A 16,674-nucleotide genomic window follows, 5' to 3' on the forward strand; every position below is an offset into this window, starting at 1 on the left:
CTTCAGTAGAATGTCTCTTCATCTATTACACTTGTGATCCCTAGCACTTCAATCCCTCAACGACTTAATTCCAAATGCATTTCGTGTCGATAGCAAAAAATGAGTAGATGCTAAAACGGTTTTCTTTTCCAGCAGTCAGATTTTTATCGGGCGCTGGCTATTTTCCCATCCCCAAGTTCAATTCCGAGGAAGCCCTCAGTACTTTTTGGCTCTCTATGATCTGTATCGCAGTCAACATCGATTCCTCCAGGATCGAGAGCAGATTTACATAGAGCTTCATTTGCAGATGTGATAACTCCATCACCAGCCTCTAGGTAAACATGGTCAGTTGCACTAGATCTGGCTCTAGTTGAGACAACAGCAATAATCGTGTGATTTAATGCGACTTGATTAAATACAGATGCCAGGTTGGTTTTTTGTGAAATCATACCTCTGCCTATTATTCGAGTTTGTCCAACTTCCTCCCCCAGATTAATCAGGTTATTATCCTGTCGAGATCAACCTCAAATATAATATTTATTGTAAAGTTGTAGACCACCACCTGGCTTCACAGTTCCTGACAATTACCTTCAAAGCTTAAACCCCAAAAAATAAAATCGCTGAAATCTGCAACCAAAAATGTATAGAACAAAAAACAGCTAACAAGGTAAATTTCTAAACACTTAAAACAATCAAATCACCAACAGGCACTAAAGAAATAAGGAATTCCGGAGCTTCACAGGAAAAGGGATTCTGCCTTATTGACTCAACATATAAACAGACCCTTTTAATGATGCTCAGACTTGGGAAAATAATTTGACACCAGCCCAGGCAATTTTGATCGGAAAAACACTCCCCCACCCTACTGAGGCTCGCCCAGAGCCACCATTAGAATAACAGCGCCTCCGCAATCAAACTGAAACGTCGATTTACCTCGTTAACTTCACGACCTGCCGGATAAGCACCTTTTTGATTACATCAACCATAATGTCGAAGGTATCTCAAATAAATCAAACCTCAAAATCAACGGTTCATTTTTACCACCCAAAAAACGAACACAACACTACACGAGAGCCCGCTGAGCTATATGGCATCATATCTTTACACAAAGGCACTATGCCCTACCTCAGCAGCAAACAAGATACAGTTACTTCAAACTGTACCTGCCAATTTCCGCCCCTCATAATTAAATAAATTTATCAGGCCAAAAAATTAATTCACTAATAAAATCTGCACACACCCTGAGACCCGATTTGAAATAAAAAATAACGGCCCCATTAATATTACAGGTGCCGAACAGCGCGATATCTGACTATAGGAAGTTGTTCAACAGGGTGGACTTTGCGTATCTGGATCGAATGATACCGCAAAGAGGCAGTTAGGAATTGATCACTGTTCTGGAAAGTATTGACCCAGAGGGGAAAGCAATTCCCTTCTAGAGTTACAGAGTTGACAGTAAGATTCAGGAAGTCATTGTCAGGTGACGCTTTGCGCTGTATTCAGAAGCCCTTCACATTTGAATGTATCAACAGGAAAGTTAAAGGACTAAATACTGGCGGGAAGTAAGATTGGTGTATCGCAAAGAGCAACACACCTGATAGCTTAACAAATGCGTCCGACCTAAGGTAACTGTGCCCTTTGGTCGGACTGAGCTCAATCAACTACCAAAAGATAGGAAGCAGAGTGTACTCATCATTGGCAGGAACTCTCTTCCCAATACTGAGGTGCAGCCGATGGGGACCACCAGTTTGGCCCGTAGGTTGAAATGTAGACCTGACCACTGAAAGTTACCCGATCTCCAACTTGGTAAGCACTATCACCGGCGTAGGGCTGCTGGAACTCAGGACAGGAAACCGCAGAGCTATCATCTCCACCATTGCTATCAGAGCTGTCATCGGAGCCGTTATCAGAGCTATCGTCTGAACCACTTTCGGAGCCATCGCAGGTAGTTTCATTCCAGAATTGCGGTGCAGCACTCGGCGACCACCAGTTTGGCTCATGTGTAGATTCATAAGCAACATTGTCATAAACAACTACGTCGCCAATCGAGTAGCCTGGATCACCACCATACTGCTGCACAAACGCTTCACAGCTGGAATTGCCGGAATTTCCAGAGTCGCCATTGCCTCCACTATTATCCGAATTATCGTCACCGGAATTATTGTCGTCATCGGTAGAGTCATCATCCTGATCTTGGATAAGCTCGTATCCAATTTCAACACTCTCTAAACTGCTACCTTCTAACAAGTAGATACTGTTGATGCCATATAGAGGCTCAAAACTACTGCTTCCATCGTAATCACCGGCGCGGATGCTGCTCTGTTCCTGGTTAATCAGCTCAGCCAGATCGTGAGACCAGTTTTCAGCGATACCCTGCTCATCTGAAGCAATTTCCAGGACAGTAGAATATGAGGAGTTTTCACCGGAGCTATCAAATACACGAGTATAAACTTTATCGCCCACATTCAAATCTTGAGTTGGATTAATAGTGCCTGCAACACTCCAGTCAGTATTGACAACATTATCACCGTCGAACTCGACATCGATAACATTATAGAAGGCATTAACCGTATCACCCACATCCCAAACTGCAAGAATTACGTGGTAACCTTCACGTTCTGGCACCTGACATTCATGTGTCGTATTTACCGCAGGCTGCTCATAGTTGCCATCAACCTCACAGAATGGATCTAAATCAAATTGGTCGCGGGTCAAAACCGCATTTGGATTCCAACCTTCTTTGGTAATGTAATATTTCCAGTCCCGGGTTACATGATTGGCTGTGAAGCGCCATTTAAAAGTTTGCCAACCGGAGCTAATATAATTCTTAACCCAGCGATCTGAGGATTGCTCATTTAATTCTGACCAAGAGCTATCTCCTGCACTGGCTATCTGCCCATCAGCAGGACCACTTTCGGGAAAACCTTCATTCCCTTCTATACTTTGCGGTTCCCATTGAACAGCACCGCAGTCAACATTCATCTCTCCCGTATCGAGAGCATATTTACACAAGGTTCCACGAGCGGATGCAACACCACCATCAGCGGCCTCTACATAGCCGTGGCTAAGTGCATTTGAACTCATACCGGCCAGTGCTATTGCCATCAGGGCGCTATTTAATACGGGTAGTTTAATTGCAGATGCTAGTTTGGTTTTTCGTAAAATCATATCTATGCCTGTTATTCAATTTCGTCCAACCTCCTTCCCCAGCTGAACCAGGTCCTTATCCTGAATACACATATTCGATGTGTAATGTTGGCGACAGAATTATGGACCGCTACTTAACAGCACGGTTCCTGACAATTATTGATATAAATTTACAAACCTCAGAAGATTACCAGCGCACCATTTTCCCTTAAAAATAATATTAAAGGGTATTTTTTTTCAAGGAAAAATAATCAATTAAAAAAAAGGACGAAAAAACTACAACGACCCCTAAAATAGAGAACAGGCAAACCTTTAACAGAATGAAAAATTTCCAGACGATTTTTAACTTAATACAAGTTCCCATACTCATTAATTATCAATAGATGACACCCCTCTCTCACGAACAACCCCCTATTACAATTCAAAATAGATAAGCCTGACTGCCTTAAAACCATAAATCTCTCGATATTACCTACCCGCAAAAGTTGCCAGCAGGGCGGAAATTGGCAGCTACCCCAACCTACGAACACGTATTTCATCCTGAGAAAAAAACCTCTTTACAAATCAGAGAACTATCACTGTCACCGCTTTTTTTAAACTGTCACTGCAAGTGTTTTCCTGGCAACAAATACAACTGCAGACCAGTAAATTATTCCTATTAGTAAATTACCACTGGGATAAAAGACCTATATTCGCTCACCTCTGTCTACACTGGAAAAGAACCCGGATGATTTTGAGTTTCCCTAACCAATCATTTTCTTGTAGTCACCATTCGTAGTAGGAAAGGTAGGATCAGGGATGATGTTGTACTTGATTATCCGCAGGCTCGGCCTGTGTCTGTTATGTTCTTCTCTTTTGCTTCCAGCCTGGTCTTTGGCTGAAACGGCAACAAACCCGGATAAACGGTGGGCTGCAATTGTTGGAGCCGGCCCGGGATTTTCCAATCGTCGCAACGAGCTCACCCAATATCGCCTTGCCATATCCAAGGACCTGCCCTGGCAGTGGTCCCTTGCTGAGAAATGGACGCTCAAAACGCGACTGGAGACCAGTTACTTTGAATGGCGATCCAGCCTGGACGATGGCGATCCAGACGTCTCCAAACGGGGAGAGGATTTAGTTCACGGTATGTCAGTGAGCCCGGTATGGAGGCTTGAGTACCTACCCCAGTGGGACAAGCCTATCTTTCCCTACTTCGAGTTTTCCGTGGGGGCCAGTTACATTACTGAGTCCAATATTGTGAGTAAAAACACAAATCACACAACTCTGGGATGTCATTTCCAATTTGAGGATCGAATTGGATTGGGCTCTGACTTTGGGAGTGAGCGCCGCTGGGGAGTCACAACTTACGCACTGCACTACTCAAATGCAGGAACCTGTTCTGAAAATTCTGGAGTGAATTTTTTTGAGCTGCGGTTGCACTATAACTTTTAAAGAAGAGAATTGAGCAGGCGCCGGCTTGATGTCGGCGCCTGCAGTCGTTGGCGGGCCCTAAAGGATGATATGTGGCAGATAACGGCTCATATCCTGGGTAATCAGATTTGAATCTTCCCGGATGGACATTCCCGCTGCCAAGTCATCAACGAGCCAGCTTCCCACCAGGGTATGGTTCTTTCCAAACTTGGGCAGAGGATGCAGAGCCTGATAGATAAATCCTTCTTGCCCATAGGGGCCATCGGACAGCAAAGTGGTATCCGCCCCTTTTACTACCGAAATATTCGCCCCTTCTCGTGAAAAGATTGGCTTCTTAACTAATTCCGGGAAATCCGCAGCCTTGTCCAGCTCATCCTCAAAAAAAGAGGGAAGCAGATTCGGGTGCTCTGGAAAAAGCTTCCACAACATTGGCAGAAGCGCCTTATTGGAAATAATCGCCTTCCAGGGCGGTTCCAACCAACGGACATTGCTTCCTGCCAACAGGGTCCCGAACTCCTCTCGGAGCATAAATTCCCACGGATACAGCTTAAACATCCAGGTAATTACCTGATCATTCAAATCGGTAAACTGACCCGCTTCATCCCGGCCAATATCTTCGATAAAGACAAAATGATTATTGATCCCCGCTTCGGAGGCACAATCCTGTAAATATTGAACCGTGCCCCGGTCCTCTTCCGTATCTTTACAGCAGGCGAAATGCAACTCCCGCCCCGGGGTCAGGAATTGTAAATCATGGAAGCGGTTAACCAGTTTTTCCTGCAGACTATTGAACTGATCAGACTGTAGCGGCAGAGACCTACGATCGACATTGTCCTGCAGCCACAACCACTGCCAGAAGCCGGTTTCATACAGAGAAGTGGGAGTATCAGCATTGTTCTCATAGAGCTTTGCCGGCCCCTGTCCGGAATAGGCAAAGTCCAGGCGAGAATAGAGACTGGGGTCGCCATTACGCCAGGATGTTCGCACAAAGTCCCAGTGCTGCTCGGGTATACAGAACCGCCTCAGCAACTCCTCATCCTCAAGCACACGGGCAACAACATCCAGGCACATCTGGTGAATTTCTTCAGTGGGATCTTCAATGTGCTTTTCTATCTGCTCCAAAGAGAATTGATAGTAGGCGCTTTCATCCCAGTAGGGTTCGCCATACATGGTATGGAAGTGAAACCCAAACTCCTGCGCTCGCTCTTGCCAACGCGGGCGCTCACCAATCGGCAACCTCAGCACAAATCAACCTCCCCAGCCGCGCGAACCACCACTGCTGGAGCGACCCCCTCCCCAGTTGGATTTGGCCGATGCCACTGCACCAAAGCCTCCACGGGAAACAGTTTTGGTAACTTTAGGCTTAGGCGCCGTAGCGCTTTTATCCACCTTATAAGATGAACGGCCATAGTCGCCAATAATGCCGCCGTCAGCTGTCATCAGCTTGTCGCGGTAACGGGAGCCTGAATAGCGGTAGACCGGGTTGTAGTAGCCATAGTTGTAGTGGCGATCCCTGTCATTGAGCATGGAGCCAACCATAAAGCCCGCCATCAGAGGCATCCAGACGCCGCTACTGGTCTCTTGGCAACTACCGAACTCAGCCTCACACTGAGAGAGACGGGAATACTTGGGCCCGGTGCGCTCCGCTTCCTCAACCGCGCGCTGATAAGCTGCTTCACATTGAGCTTCGTCCAGCTGGGTATTGGCCACACAGTCATCTACTGAAGAGACGACTTTAACTTCCTCATCTGAGGAGCAACCGACCAGGGCAGCCGCTACACCTAAGGCAAGTGGGCGCAGTAAAAAATTGGAGCCACCGCCCTTGCGCATCCTTGCCAGGTTAATATTCTTGGTACGCTTCATTACCACCCCCAATTAGTAGCTCATGCAAGCCGCATTCAATACGCCAACAGCGATTGTAGTTGCAGCCAACATAACACCGGCACTCACCTCTCCATCTTCGATGCGCTCAACAATACGCGGCATAAACCCAAAGCGGATAATGGCAAAAGCAATTAACTGGGCGATCAATGCAACCAGGGCCCAGATGGCGAAATCGACAATAGAAATAGAGTTACTGGCAGCACCACCTACGGCAATTGCAAAACCCAAAACAGCGCCACCAAAACCTATGGCGGCAGCCGTATTCTTATCTTCGCGGATCAACTTCCACTCATCGTGAGGGGTCACCAGTGCGTATAAAAATTTAAACGCGATCAAAAGTACCAGCGACAGGCCAAAGTAGGCCGCAAAATGCAAGATACCAGTCAGTAAATCATAAGGCTGGTCCATTAAATATCTCCTTATTATCCGTGTATTGTTATTTGTGAGGGGGTCAGAGTAATGCCGGTGCTAATCACCAAGCTGCGGCTCAAGTAGCCTGCATCCTCTTCTTTCTCTTCAGCTGAGAGAAAAAGGGATTCGGTTTGCTGATCAGACAATTCGCGCTCAAAAAGCATGGTGAATTGATCCGTTACTGAATAATCACCATCTTCATCGTAAGTCTTCTCGGCCATATGCACTGGGTTGTGGTAGTCCCCTGCTGCGGTCCATACACGGCTATAAGAGCGATCCTGCAGGTGATAACTGGGTGCGCCAATATCACTCTTTAACAATTTATTCCAAGCCTGCTCCGAACCGACATCCAGAGTGTCATAAAAATGGAACAGCTTTACATCGACAACATGCTCATCCCGCTGACCGCCCTCAGCAATCACTTGCAGCCAGGCATCATCATCAGTGTAAAAGCGATAAATCCAGGTACCATCTAGTTCGACAACACCGGCCGCTTTAATGATCTGGGTCGGTGAACAGGATTCAATGGTCAGTTCATCGAGTATCAGGCGAATAGCCAAAGGGTCCAGCTCAAAACTCGCCCCCATTCGCAAGCCCATAATTTCTGGAGTCTTGACCTTTGGAGCGTCCTTTCCCTTTATTTTATTTATCAGTTTGGTAAACATGTACCAACACCTTCTTCATTACTTTTTATATCGAAACAGCTTTTTTCATCGAGCCGCTTTGCAGAGATATAATACAGCATGTCGCCCTCGGTGACCTGATCGGTAAGCCCCGGGTTCACATCAATTTTAACCACGCCCTTTCTACGTACCGCAATTAAGGTCGCGGAGAGATCCCGCTTAAAATGGTCAAATAATTCACCGACAGGAAGAGGCTTCTCACCCCGATATTCAACGCTGTATTGGGTCATGCCGTATGTGCTATCGAGCAACTGTCGGTGCAACCTTGCGGAACCGGGGTCAAGCGAGGATTTTGCCAACATCTCTACAGCGACAGAGGGAATACATTCAATATTGGGACAGTGGGCACGGAGCAATTCACCCACATTTTCATCTTGGAAATAAGCCGTTTTATGGCTGTTCGGGCTGAGCTTGTCGCAGAATAAGGCGGTTGTAAGGGTTACATCATCCAGAGGGTTGTCGATAATAATTCGAGCGGCATCGGCCAACCCTGCCCTCTGCATACCTTCCCCGTGGGAAAACGATTCCACCCGGACAAAATCAATCTTACCCGGCATCGGATTTTCGATATCGGCTTCAACACAGAGGACAATCTCTGCTGCGCTACCGTTTGTTTTGGAGAGTAGCAACTCAATCAAGCGGAGCGTTCTGGTACCGTTCCAGCCGATAATTACTGTGTGATCAATATGGTTTGTCATACGCAAGCCCTTCTTGCCGCGATGCACAAATTCTGAAACCGCAAAGCCAATTCTTGTGACCACCATGGCAAACAGGCTGAGGCCCACTGGGATCACCCAAGCGGCAACTACGACTTTACCCTCAGGGGTTACCGGGGAGAAATCGCCGTAACCTACTGTCGATGCGGTAACGACCAACCAGTAAAAGAAATTCTCGCCCGCGACAATATCAGCTTCACCGGCAATTTTGAGCAGCCAATAGGAGATGAAAACATAGCTGCCTACAGCTATGAGAATGGTGGTTACATTGGCCCGAATGAAAAGCGACGCCAGAAGGCGTCGCACTCGATAAAGCAGCACTGTGTTAAGCCTTTTCGCGGCCCGCTAACAGTTGAGCCAACTTATCGCTGCCACTTTTCTGGCCGCCGGGCTTGATGCCCGCCGCTTTCAGCTTGGCATCCAGGCTGGAACCGGTTTCCTCTGAAGCCAGCTCTTCCGCAGCTTCAAGCTCAGCAGCACGCTGCTCCTGCTTGTTTTTGATGCGATCCAGGCTGTCCAGCGCTGTTTTGATCTTGCTATTCGCACCCATGTGGCGGGAAGAAACCGCTACCTGTGCTTTTTGAACAGACTCAGTCGCTTTGATCTGGTCAATCTGCTGCTCCATACGGCGCACATTGGTTTTTGCCTGGGTAATATTACCTTTCAGGGTGCTCTCTGAACTCAGGAATCCATCCAGGATGCTGCGCTCAGTTTCCAGCTGGCTTTCCAGCTCGGTAACACGCTCTGCACACTCAAGAGCGAGTTCGTTATCGCCCTTTTCACTCGCGTTGATTGCGTGAGTGCTATAGGTTTCAACGTCGGCTTGCAGCGCTTGGACCTTACTCTCAGTAAGTTTGCGCTTCGCCATGATTTTGGTTAGGTTTTCATCGCAAGCTTTCAATTCTTCCTTCGCCTCGCGTAATTCTTGGTCAAGAATACGAATCGATTGGCTATCCGCTACTGCTTCTGTTCCTTCGTTAACAGCGCCTTTCAAAGCAGTCCAAATTCTCTTAAGGCTCATGCTACACCCTCCGTTTCAAAATGATCGGCAAATAAATCCAGGAAGTCACCCACATTGGAAAACAGGGTCTCAACCTCCTCGATAACAACTTCGTCCTTGCTGGACACCGACAGAGCACCGAAAGCGACGTAGTAGTTCTCACCACCAATATTCTTAATCGCAATGGCTGTCAGGGGCACCAGCTGATGTGTTTGCAGAACCATTTCATTGAGCGCTGCCACATCATCTACCTGGCTCACGGGAAACAGAATGCTCTCTACAACTATCTGCTTCTCGCCAACATAGACAAACGCATCGACGCCTTCATCGTTGGAAATACTGAGGCAATCCCCCTCAGATTCGACCACCCATCCGGAGTGGTTTTCCGCCAATTGGCGCAGGTTCTCATTGTTCCAGGTCATCTCAACTCCCTCGCTGTGGAATATTGGTCACAAATATAGCACCAAAAAATCTGCGGTCAATAACTTATTACAAACTAATGTTGCAAATAATACACACAAAGATAATATTTACCACATTGGTGATAGTGAATAGGACGGAGTAGAGCCCATGGACCACAAGCAAAGCCTGAGCAACCAGCAAGCACTGACCCCTTACAAGCAGGCAATTGCTCGCTATGTGCGCGCATCAATGGCACTAAAGGGCATGCGTTACGGGGATCTCGCCCAAGCACTGGCCGAGAGAGGAATTTCAATGACACCGGAAAACCTGCGCAGCAAAGTCAGCAAGTGCATGTTTTCAGCAGATCTGCTGGCAGCCATCATCGATGCCATGTCGGTGGAGGACAGCGCCATGCTTGAAATCCTCAAACAGGCCCGTGAGCTGCAAGATCGAGGACTCTATGCCGAGCAGGAGAAAAGCTAACACGCCACCTCCTTGGACACCAGTACACGCAATCACACTTTGACTCCGTCGTCAGTAATCAAGCTTACCCGCTGAAGAACCGGGGTATCCACGACTCACCTGCATAGTTCCTTTACAGGTGAGTTAGTAGTGATGCAATTTGACGACTGGCTCACCATTACCACACTTTCCGACAACCTCAGGCTCTGAAAGCTTGGCCCCTGCAGGAATAATCTTATTCGTTGGCCACCAAACAAAGCAGGCATACCTGAAATTGACTGCCCAGTTACAGTAGAGGCGTCCGTCCTCTTCCTCATAGAACCGCGCCTGGCAGAAACTTAAAGTGGGACTTCGCACCCCTTGAACCTGCTGGGGATCAGCCAAAGAAACTTGGACTCCGGCAATTGCAACCACAGAGAGGGAGAGAATCAGCAACCAGGATTTCATAGATCTACTCTGGAATTTTGCTCAAACCTCCTTGAAGACTAGCAGCTGCGGCGTAACTTTCATCTCTGAGCCCTAAGCAGCGGCACTAACCGTCAGGAATAGCAGCTTCAGATACAGGCACTTTTTCCTGCTGAAGGATCATCAATAACTGCTCGATGCAGCCCTGCCGGTCTTTTAGCCAGTTAATATACGGCAGGGGAAAAACCGGAATGCCTGCCCGATACAATGCCTTGTAGACCTTTACACTAAAGTAAGACTCGTAGTCGCCGGGATACCCAATCAGGTCAATACCGATAAAACGCCCGCTCACAGCACAAACCACATCTACAATCTGCCCAGCCACAGGAAAGCCTACCCAATGGGGAATTTCGTGCTGGGTTAATAAATGGCTAACTTCACTCGCAAAACGACATACGATTTCATCACCTTGCAAATGACTGCCAACGGGGTGTGGAAACTCAACATATTGACGCAAGAGATGATCCGAGGGGAGAGTTTGGGGCTCAATCGACAACGCAACCAACTGCTTTTCTTTTGCCCTGGTAATTGCGACATTAAACACATCCGCCCGGTTTAAGTAGCTGGCTGCCCGCAACGATTGGCTATCAATAGCCATGGAGATAAGCATTAAATCTCGCTCCTCTCCTTGAAAACCATAGGGCGTGGCAACGCGTACAGAAAAACTCTGTAACTTCTGAGAGGAGAAAACTTTAATCAACTCCCCTTCCAAATAATCGACCTGATCCCGATAGGGAGACAAAACACCGACCGACGGCCGAATTGCAGCATCGGCATAGCGCTCGAAATGCGCTTTCAATTGGGCAATAACCCAGTCGCGCTCTACAGTGTTTCTCCCATTTTTTCTCCGGCGCCCTGGAAGTTGATAAAATTCCAGCGCCGACTCTGGTAATGGTTTGGGCCTGGCCCTCATAACTTTCAAGCGGCCGGAGTAAAAAGCATGGTTACTGAATGCGATCAGCTCTGGATGGCTGCGAAAGTGCTCATCCAGCATCACAACAGCTTGTTGAGTGGGAATCACGTCTGAAGCCAAATCCAAAAGTGATTGATCCCTATAGCTCAGTTTTGGCGGCACCCCGGCATCTTTTACCACTCCCTGCCAGATACTTTGCTGCCGGTTGCGGGAAAGAAATGAAACATGCCGCAGTTGTTTACTGTCACCGACAATCACTGCCCGCTCAGCTCGAAACAGAGCCGGCAGTGAACTCGCAATATCACACTGGGTTGCCTCATCAAAGACTACCAAATCGAACATGGCGGGCGATAACGGCAGCACTTCATTGAGTTCATCTGCCTCCACCAGCCATATGGGGAACGCCTGCATTACCACCCGCATATCAGTTTGGGCAAAGCGCTCCGCCTGTACTTTTGAAGTTCGAGATCGCAAGGCTTGATTGAATTGGCTCAGGGTACCTCGATTCTTTTCCAGCAGTCTGTGCAATGTATCGCGGCGATAAGTATTCAAATACTGACTTGCCAGGCTTTCAAAGTTGCGCCGACAATCATCAATCGCACCTTGTGATTGCCACAGACTTTTAACACTCAATCGATTTACAAAGAAGCTCCAGGCATGTCGTGCTACCCACTGAGCAAACCGACCTACACTAACAGCGCGCGCCAATCCCAGCTCTTTGGAGAAGCGCTTCTCCAAGCCCCTCAAGGCTCGATAAGCCCTCTTCAGTTCCCTCTTCACCTGGGCAGGCTTTCTCTCTGGAAGTTCCACCCCCTCTTTCAGCAGCCTATCCAGATGAGCTTTTAAGCTGGGGATAAAACCCCGCTCCTCTCGATGTACATACCCCTGAGTCAGCCCGTACTCATCTCGCAACTTATCCCGCACCACATCCAATGCTTGCTGGTTCTTCGACACCACCAAAACACTTTCACCATGCAGCACTCGATCGAGAACCATAGCGGCGATTGTAAAACTCTTTCCCGCACCGGGCGGACCTGAAACAAGACTAAGAGGAAAGCGAGCCGCATTTTCAAGTGCCCTCTCCTGAGCCCCACTCAACAGACCCGGCAGCATATCCGGCTCACACGCTTTCTGTGCAGTTTCCCAGTGGCGCTCTCCCAGTAATGCCTGTAACGGAGGAGATAATTTTTTTTCCCTGCCTAAAAGTTGTAATTCGTGCAGTACTCCACGAGAGCCCCTCGATCTATCCGCAAGAATTACCGCACCCGCCGAGACCAAGGACAACTGAGCACCCTTCGATGCACTTTCAACAGCTGCCTTACCACTCAAGTTAGGCCAGCGCCCCAATTCCTCTACATTTTCCAAAATAGTGTAATAGGTTAGCCAGCGACCGACGTCAGCCAGCTGTGTCGAAGAAAGCGGCGAAGCAAGCACTGGGAAACTATCTGTTATTGAGGACTCAACATCAGGTTTAAGCAGTTGACGTAAAACAGGGAGATTAACGTGAATGTTTGCAGGGTTGATCTCTACAAAACAATCATCATCAAAATGTAGCTTGGCGGGAAAATAAAGTAGTGGTGCACAGAACTTGCGTTTTGCACTTAGTCCAGATTGGAGAGCATAGTTACCACAAATAAACAGGCAACCATAAATCAGCCGCCGCTCCTTTCGGTAAGCATCCACTTGTTCCAGCAGTTTTGCTCCCGCAGTAGCGGAGACAGGTACACGTGGTAACTCATCAGCTCCCAAATAGTCCCGCTCATCTAAGAACAGACGCCGATTCGATTTGAGATTTAGAATATTGTTGAGGGAGAGGTCGTAACTGTCAGCTTGATAGCAGCGCCGAAAGTATTCGATTAACTTCTTGGGGTGGTGCTGCATTGCAAATAACTCCTGGGGGACAACAAAATTCTAACGGATGCCGGAACCTTGTTATACCCCCCGGAGATTACTTGTCCTCAGCCATCCGCCATTAGCGATTGATATTTGCGGCGCTCGCCCACACTCAGCTGAAGGCCATACTTATCTACGATTGCCATAAACCGCTTGAGGTAAACTTGCTTGACCGGTCCATAGGGCGGCATCCACTTGTCCGGCCCTTTGTGGCCTTTACTTTGGTTACGACCGTCATCAACCAGCCATAAATTCTCGATGTCCTCAGCAAACCGCTGCTTTCGCTTGCGCGTCCAATCAGCTCCCCCGTGATCGTGCGCCCACTTCAGCGGCACAATATGTTCCACATCAAGATCTGAAGCTTTTACAAAGAAGCCGCCTGTGTAAGGATCCAGCCACAAACCGGTGTCTACTTTGCAGTGATTGGAGCGGGTATAGGTTACCGGGGACAGTGAATAGCGAATTAACAACTCATGGCGGGTATCCTGGCAATCCTGATCGGAATCAGACCACTTGGGCAGCCACTCCGCCCGATCATAGGACGCTGCAAAAGCGGAAAAACTGAAGGAGAAAACTACAGCAATGGAAAAAAGCTTAGAAACTGACCGAACGCTCATACATCAACTACCAATCAAACCAGAGCGCTAGGTTACAAGAAAGTGTGTACCAATTGTATGCGGCGGTTCAAATCAATAAGAAATGGTTCAAACGTTATACAAAACACCCCAAATGAAAAAATAGGGCTATAGCAAGGGTAATGAAGAGCAGGATATTTCGATCAATTTTTTTACACCTGATAAAAATGCCCTGCCTGATTAACGCTTGACAGGGCATAATTTATCAACGATAGATCTTGCTACTTGTCCAGCCCTACCGCTTGAGGGATATAGATTGCGTGCAACTGTCCTCCGGCCATCATTTCCTGAATCAATTGTGTAGTGGGACCATTTTTTTGGTCACGCACATTAAAGGAATTCAGGTAACTATCCACTCGACCTTCAAAATCATAGTGAAACTGGGTTGAACTCAAGAACCAACCATCACCCAGAATATCGCCCACATAAATAACCCCGGATGCTTCAGCATCGGTAGAGAGCGCAGCCTCTATCCCGGTATCATCCAGCCCACTGCGAACCTTGGAGGATTGTGAGTAGTATTGACGGTAGGGCTTACTCGCCACATGCTCTTCCAGCAGCATTTGGTATTCCTCCTCAGTAGGCTCAGCTTCCAATTCTCCACTTGCCAGCTGTTTCTCGATCTTCAGATCGAGCTCGTCTTCACTATCGCCAATAATTTCCGGGTTAAATTCGGCAACACGGATCATCTCTCCGGTTTCAGGGTCGAGAACGTAGATTGGTGAGTAATAATTAGATTTATCAAATTGCAACACCAAGCGAGTCTTATTATCGACACCAGCAACCGCTGCCATATTGTCGAAATTCTCATAGTTATCAGTTATATCGCCATCGGATTTGCTACTCACTACTCTCTTGATGATTCCACCATCTGTTGGATTGGTGATATCCGCAAACTCAAGCTGGTATACACCGTACTTGGCTCCAAAATAAAAGCTATTGGGATCTAATGGGTCCCAATCACCATCTTCCGGGGAACGCCACTGGGAGACTTCCATTCCAGTGGTATGAATGCGGAAGGCCTGCTGGCTCATATCGCGAATATCCTCTGGCTTCCCATCTCCGTCGGTATCCTGGCTGGAGAGTTGTACCAACTCAAACATCAATTCGTTATCGTCAAACAGCGCTCGATTGTTACTATCACTAAAATCAACCACCGGCGCGCCATCGCTATCCAGAACCCGAACCGCATACAGCTCACCATTGGTCAAGCCAGCCTTATCAACTTCACTGCCTTCATTGGTTTTTTCACCAACATAGACTGTGAGAAAACCTCCATTGCGATAAGCATCATCTTCATCACCCCGAGGCCGTTCATCATCGACAGACAGCAGTATGGTTTTATCCTGTGCTTTATAGTTGGGTACGATATTCTCAAAGCGAGATTTACCGAGTAGTGGCAATTCATAAGCATCACCAGCATTGTCTCCGGTTGTCAAAACAGCGATACCGCGACCGATATAAATTTCCGATTTGTCGTACTCGTAGACAGACTCGATCTCACTCTTGGCTTTCGCCTCACCACTGATGCTACCAAAAGCATCAAATCGAAGGCCTTCATAACCACGCTTCTCAACCAAACCATCATAATAAGTTTTGAGGCTCTCGCCACCGTCACTCTCTTCGCCGGTCAAGAACATCCGCACCTGGGTACCTTTGCCGCTTTCCGCATTATAGAAAGCAGTTTCAGCTGGCAGAGTTGCGGAGCAGAAACGTTCGAATGCTCCCGTATTCACAAGGTCCCCATCCGCATCAAAATAGGGTTTCATTTGTGTTACGTAGGTATATCCTGGATATTCAGCAACCTCACCATCCGTGTCATACAGGGTACGCCGCCAGGCATAAACACCTTTAATCAGGTCCTCACCACCCTCAATTTCCCCGGTGGTTTTATTGATTACCCACTTTGAAATGAAGGTGCCTGTCGATCGGAGACTGCGATTTGAGTTCTCCAGCACCACCCCATCACCGCCAACAAAGTTGTAGTGTTCCTGGTTCATAAACAGGGTAAATGTATCGTCGTCATTATCCAGATACCCCAAACCATCGGGTTCTCCAGACAATACATAAAGGCCATCTGTATCCGCAGCATCGAGACTTGGGTGCTCCTCGAATATAGGAAGCATATCCTGTTGGGGAACATTTTCACTGGAGTAATCGGTGGGGAGATAACCATTGCTGAGCAGATTAATTACCTTGACGTTTTCAGCCGTGGCGACAACATGTGGTACCTGCATTGTTGAAGGACCAATATGCGCAGCAGCCTCAGAACCAGCAACTGATTCAAATAGACTGACTTCCTCTGGCACTTCCGGATCTGGAGTTACCACTACCGGATCATCATTATCGTCACTACAACCAGCCAAAATTGCCGGTATAGTGATAGCTAACGCTGCTCTTTTGAAAAATTTATGATTTTTCATTGCCACTCCAATGCGTTGATTCCCCACCCGAAGGCGGTTCCAGTTATAAAGGCGGCATAGAGTAGTTGTGCTAAATGACAGACTTAATAAGGTTTGATTACAGACGAAGAATAATTTAGTTCAATAAATTTAATTTTCTGCACAAAGGTCTTCATATATTTCAATGAAAATCTCCCTATCAGAAAACAACCCTATAATTTATGGATAAAAAACGAAGACAAAAAAAATCCCGTACCAAGTGAATAGTAACT

The 16,674-nt window shown here is 47.5% G+C and carries 15 protein-coding genes; 2 read left to right on the forward strand and 13 right to left on the reverse strand.

Features of this window, described 5'->3' with window-relative positions; all coding sequences use genetic code 11:
- Positions 1-143 precede the first annotated feature (143 nt).
- Both ACYX4J_RS13310 and ACYX4J_RS13315 read right to left on the reverse strand, forming a co-directional pair.
- Positions 144-428 carry a hypothetical protein gene (locus ACYX4J_RS13310; protein ID WP_476176803.1) on the reverse strand — a complete coding sequence of 95 codons (285 nt, stop codon included), beginning with the start codon at positions 426-428 and terminating at the stop codon, positions 144-146.
- 1,243 nt (positions 429-1,671) lie between these two features.
- Positions 1,672-3,147: a lytic polysaccharide monooxygenase gene (locus tag ACYX4J_RS13315; RefSeq protein ID WP_476176804.1), complete on the reverse strand. Its 1,476-nt coding sequence runs from the start codon at positions 3,145-3,147 to the stop codon at positions 1,672-1,674.
- Between the two features lie 777 nt (positions 3,148-3,924).
- On the opposite strand from ACYX4J_RS13315, the gene ACYX4J_RS13320 reads away from it, so the two are divergent.
- Positions 3,925-4,557 (forward strand): acyloxyacyl hydrolase, encoded by a 633-nt coding sequence (locus ACYX4J_RS13320; RefSeq protein WP_444916116.1) that lies wholly within the window; start codon positions 3,925-3,927, stop codon positions 4,555-4,557.
- A 57-nt stretch (positions 4,558-4,614) separates the two neighbouring features.
- Here the strand turns inward: ACYX4J_RS13320 and ACYX4J_RS13325 are convergent, their stop codons facing one another.
- From ACYX4J_RS13325 to ACYX4J_RS13355, 7 genes are read right to left on the reverse strand one after another with little or no spacing between them, the layout of a single operon-like run.
- Positions 4,615-5,781 carry a glutathionylspermidine synthase family protein gene (locus ACYX4J_RS13325; RefSeq protein WP_444932771.1) on the reverse strand — a complete coding sequence of 389 codons (1,167 nt, stop codon included), beginning with the start codon at positions 5,779-5,781 and terminating at the stop codon, positions 4,615-4,617.
- Between the two features lie 3 nt (positions 5,782-5,784).
- Positions 5,785-6,399, reverse strand: coding sequence for a DUF1190 domain-containing protein (locus tag ACYX4J_RS13330; RefSeq protein WP_282933397.1), 615 nt, complete (start codon positions 6,397-6,399; stop codon positions 5,785-5,787).
- Positions 6,400-6,411: 12 nt separating this feature from the next.
- Positions 6,412-6,828, reverse strand: coding sequence for a DUF350 domain-containing protein (locus ACYX4J_RS13335; RefSeq protein ID WP_282933398.1), 417 nt, complete (start codon positions 6,826-6,828; stop codon positions 6,412-6,414).
- 14 nt (positions 6,829-6,842) lie between these two features.
- A complete protein-coding gene (locus ACYX4J_RS13340) occupies positions 6,843-7,496 on the reverse strand; it encodes a YjfK family protein (protein ID WP_413665198.1) in 654 nt (217 codons plus the stop codon).
- Entirely contained in the window at positions 7,481-8,551 is a 1,071-nt protein-coding gene (locus ACYX4J_RS13345) for a potassium channel family protein (RefSeq protein ID WP_413665197.1), read from the reverse strand. The genes ACYX4J_RS13340 and ACYX4J_RS13345 overlap by 16 nt, the downstream gene beginning before the upstream one ends.
- 4 nt (positions 8,552-8,555) lie before the next feature.
- Positions 8,556-9,251: a PspA/IM30 family protein gene (locus ACYX4J_RS13350; RefSeq protein ID WP_282933401.1), complete on the reverse strand. Its 696-nt coding sequence runs from the start codon at positions 9,249-9,251 to the stop codon at positions 8,556-8,558.
- Positions 9,248-9,652, reverse strand: coding sequence for a DUF2170 family protein (locus tag ACYX4J_RS13355; protein WP_108732689.1), 405 nt, complete (start codon positions 9,650-9,652; stop codon positions 9,248-9,250). The genes ACYX4J_RS13350 and ACYX4J_RS13355 overlap by 4 nt, the downstream gene beginning before the upstream one ends.
- Positions 9,653-9,800: 148 nt before the next feature.
- Between ACYX4J_RS13355 and ACYX4J_RS13360 the strand changes: the two genes are divergently transcribed.
- Complete coding sequence (locus tag ACYX4J_RS13360; protein WP_108732688.1) at positions 9,801-10,115, forward strand: DUF6471 domain-containing protein; 315 nt, start codon at positions 9,801-9,803, stop codon at positions 10,113-10,115.
- A gap of 123 nt (positions 10,116-10,238) precedes the next feature.
- Here ACYX4J_RS13360 and ACYX4J_RS13365 read toward each other — a convergent pair whose 3' ends face one another.
- The 4 genes from ACYX4J_RS13365 to ACYX4J_RS13380 form a co-directional block, all read right to left on the reverse strand.
- On the reverse strand, positions 10,239-10,541 hold the full coding sequence (locus ACYX4J_RS13365; protein WP_282933402.1) for a hypothetical protein: 303 nt from the start codon (positions 10,539-10,541) through the stop codon (positions 10,239-10,241).
- Positions 10,542-10,626: 85 nt separating this feature from the next.
- Positions 10,627-13,353 (reverse strand): DEAD/DEAH box helicase, encoded by a 2,727-nt coding sequence (locus ACYX4J_RS13370; RefSeq protein WP_476176805.1) that lies wholly within the window; start codon positions 13,351-13,353, stop codon positions 10,627-10,629.
- Positions 13,354-13,430: 77 nt separating this feature from the next.
- On the reverse strand, positions 13,431-13,982 hold the full coding sequence (locus ACYX4J_RS13375) for a GmrSD restriction endonuclease domain-containing protein (protein ID WP_476176806.1): 552 nt from the start codon (positions 13,980-13,982) through the stop codon (positions 13,431-13,433).
- Between the two features lie 239 nt (positions 13,983-14,221).
- Entirely contained in the window at positions 14,222-16,423 is a 2,202-nt protein-coding gene (locus tag ACYX4J_RS13380; protein ID WP_476176807.1) for a hypothetical protein, read from the reverse strand.
- Positions 16,424-16,674 lie beyond the last annotated feature (251 nt).

This window comes from Microbulbifer sp. ABM4_008 (assembly GCF_056311705.1).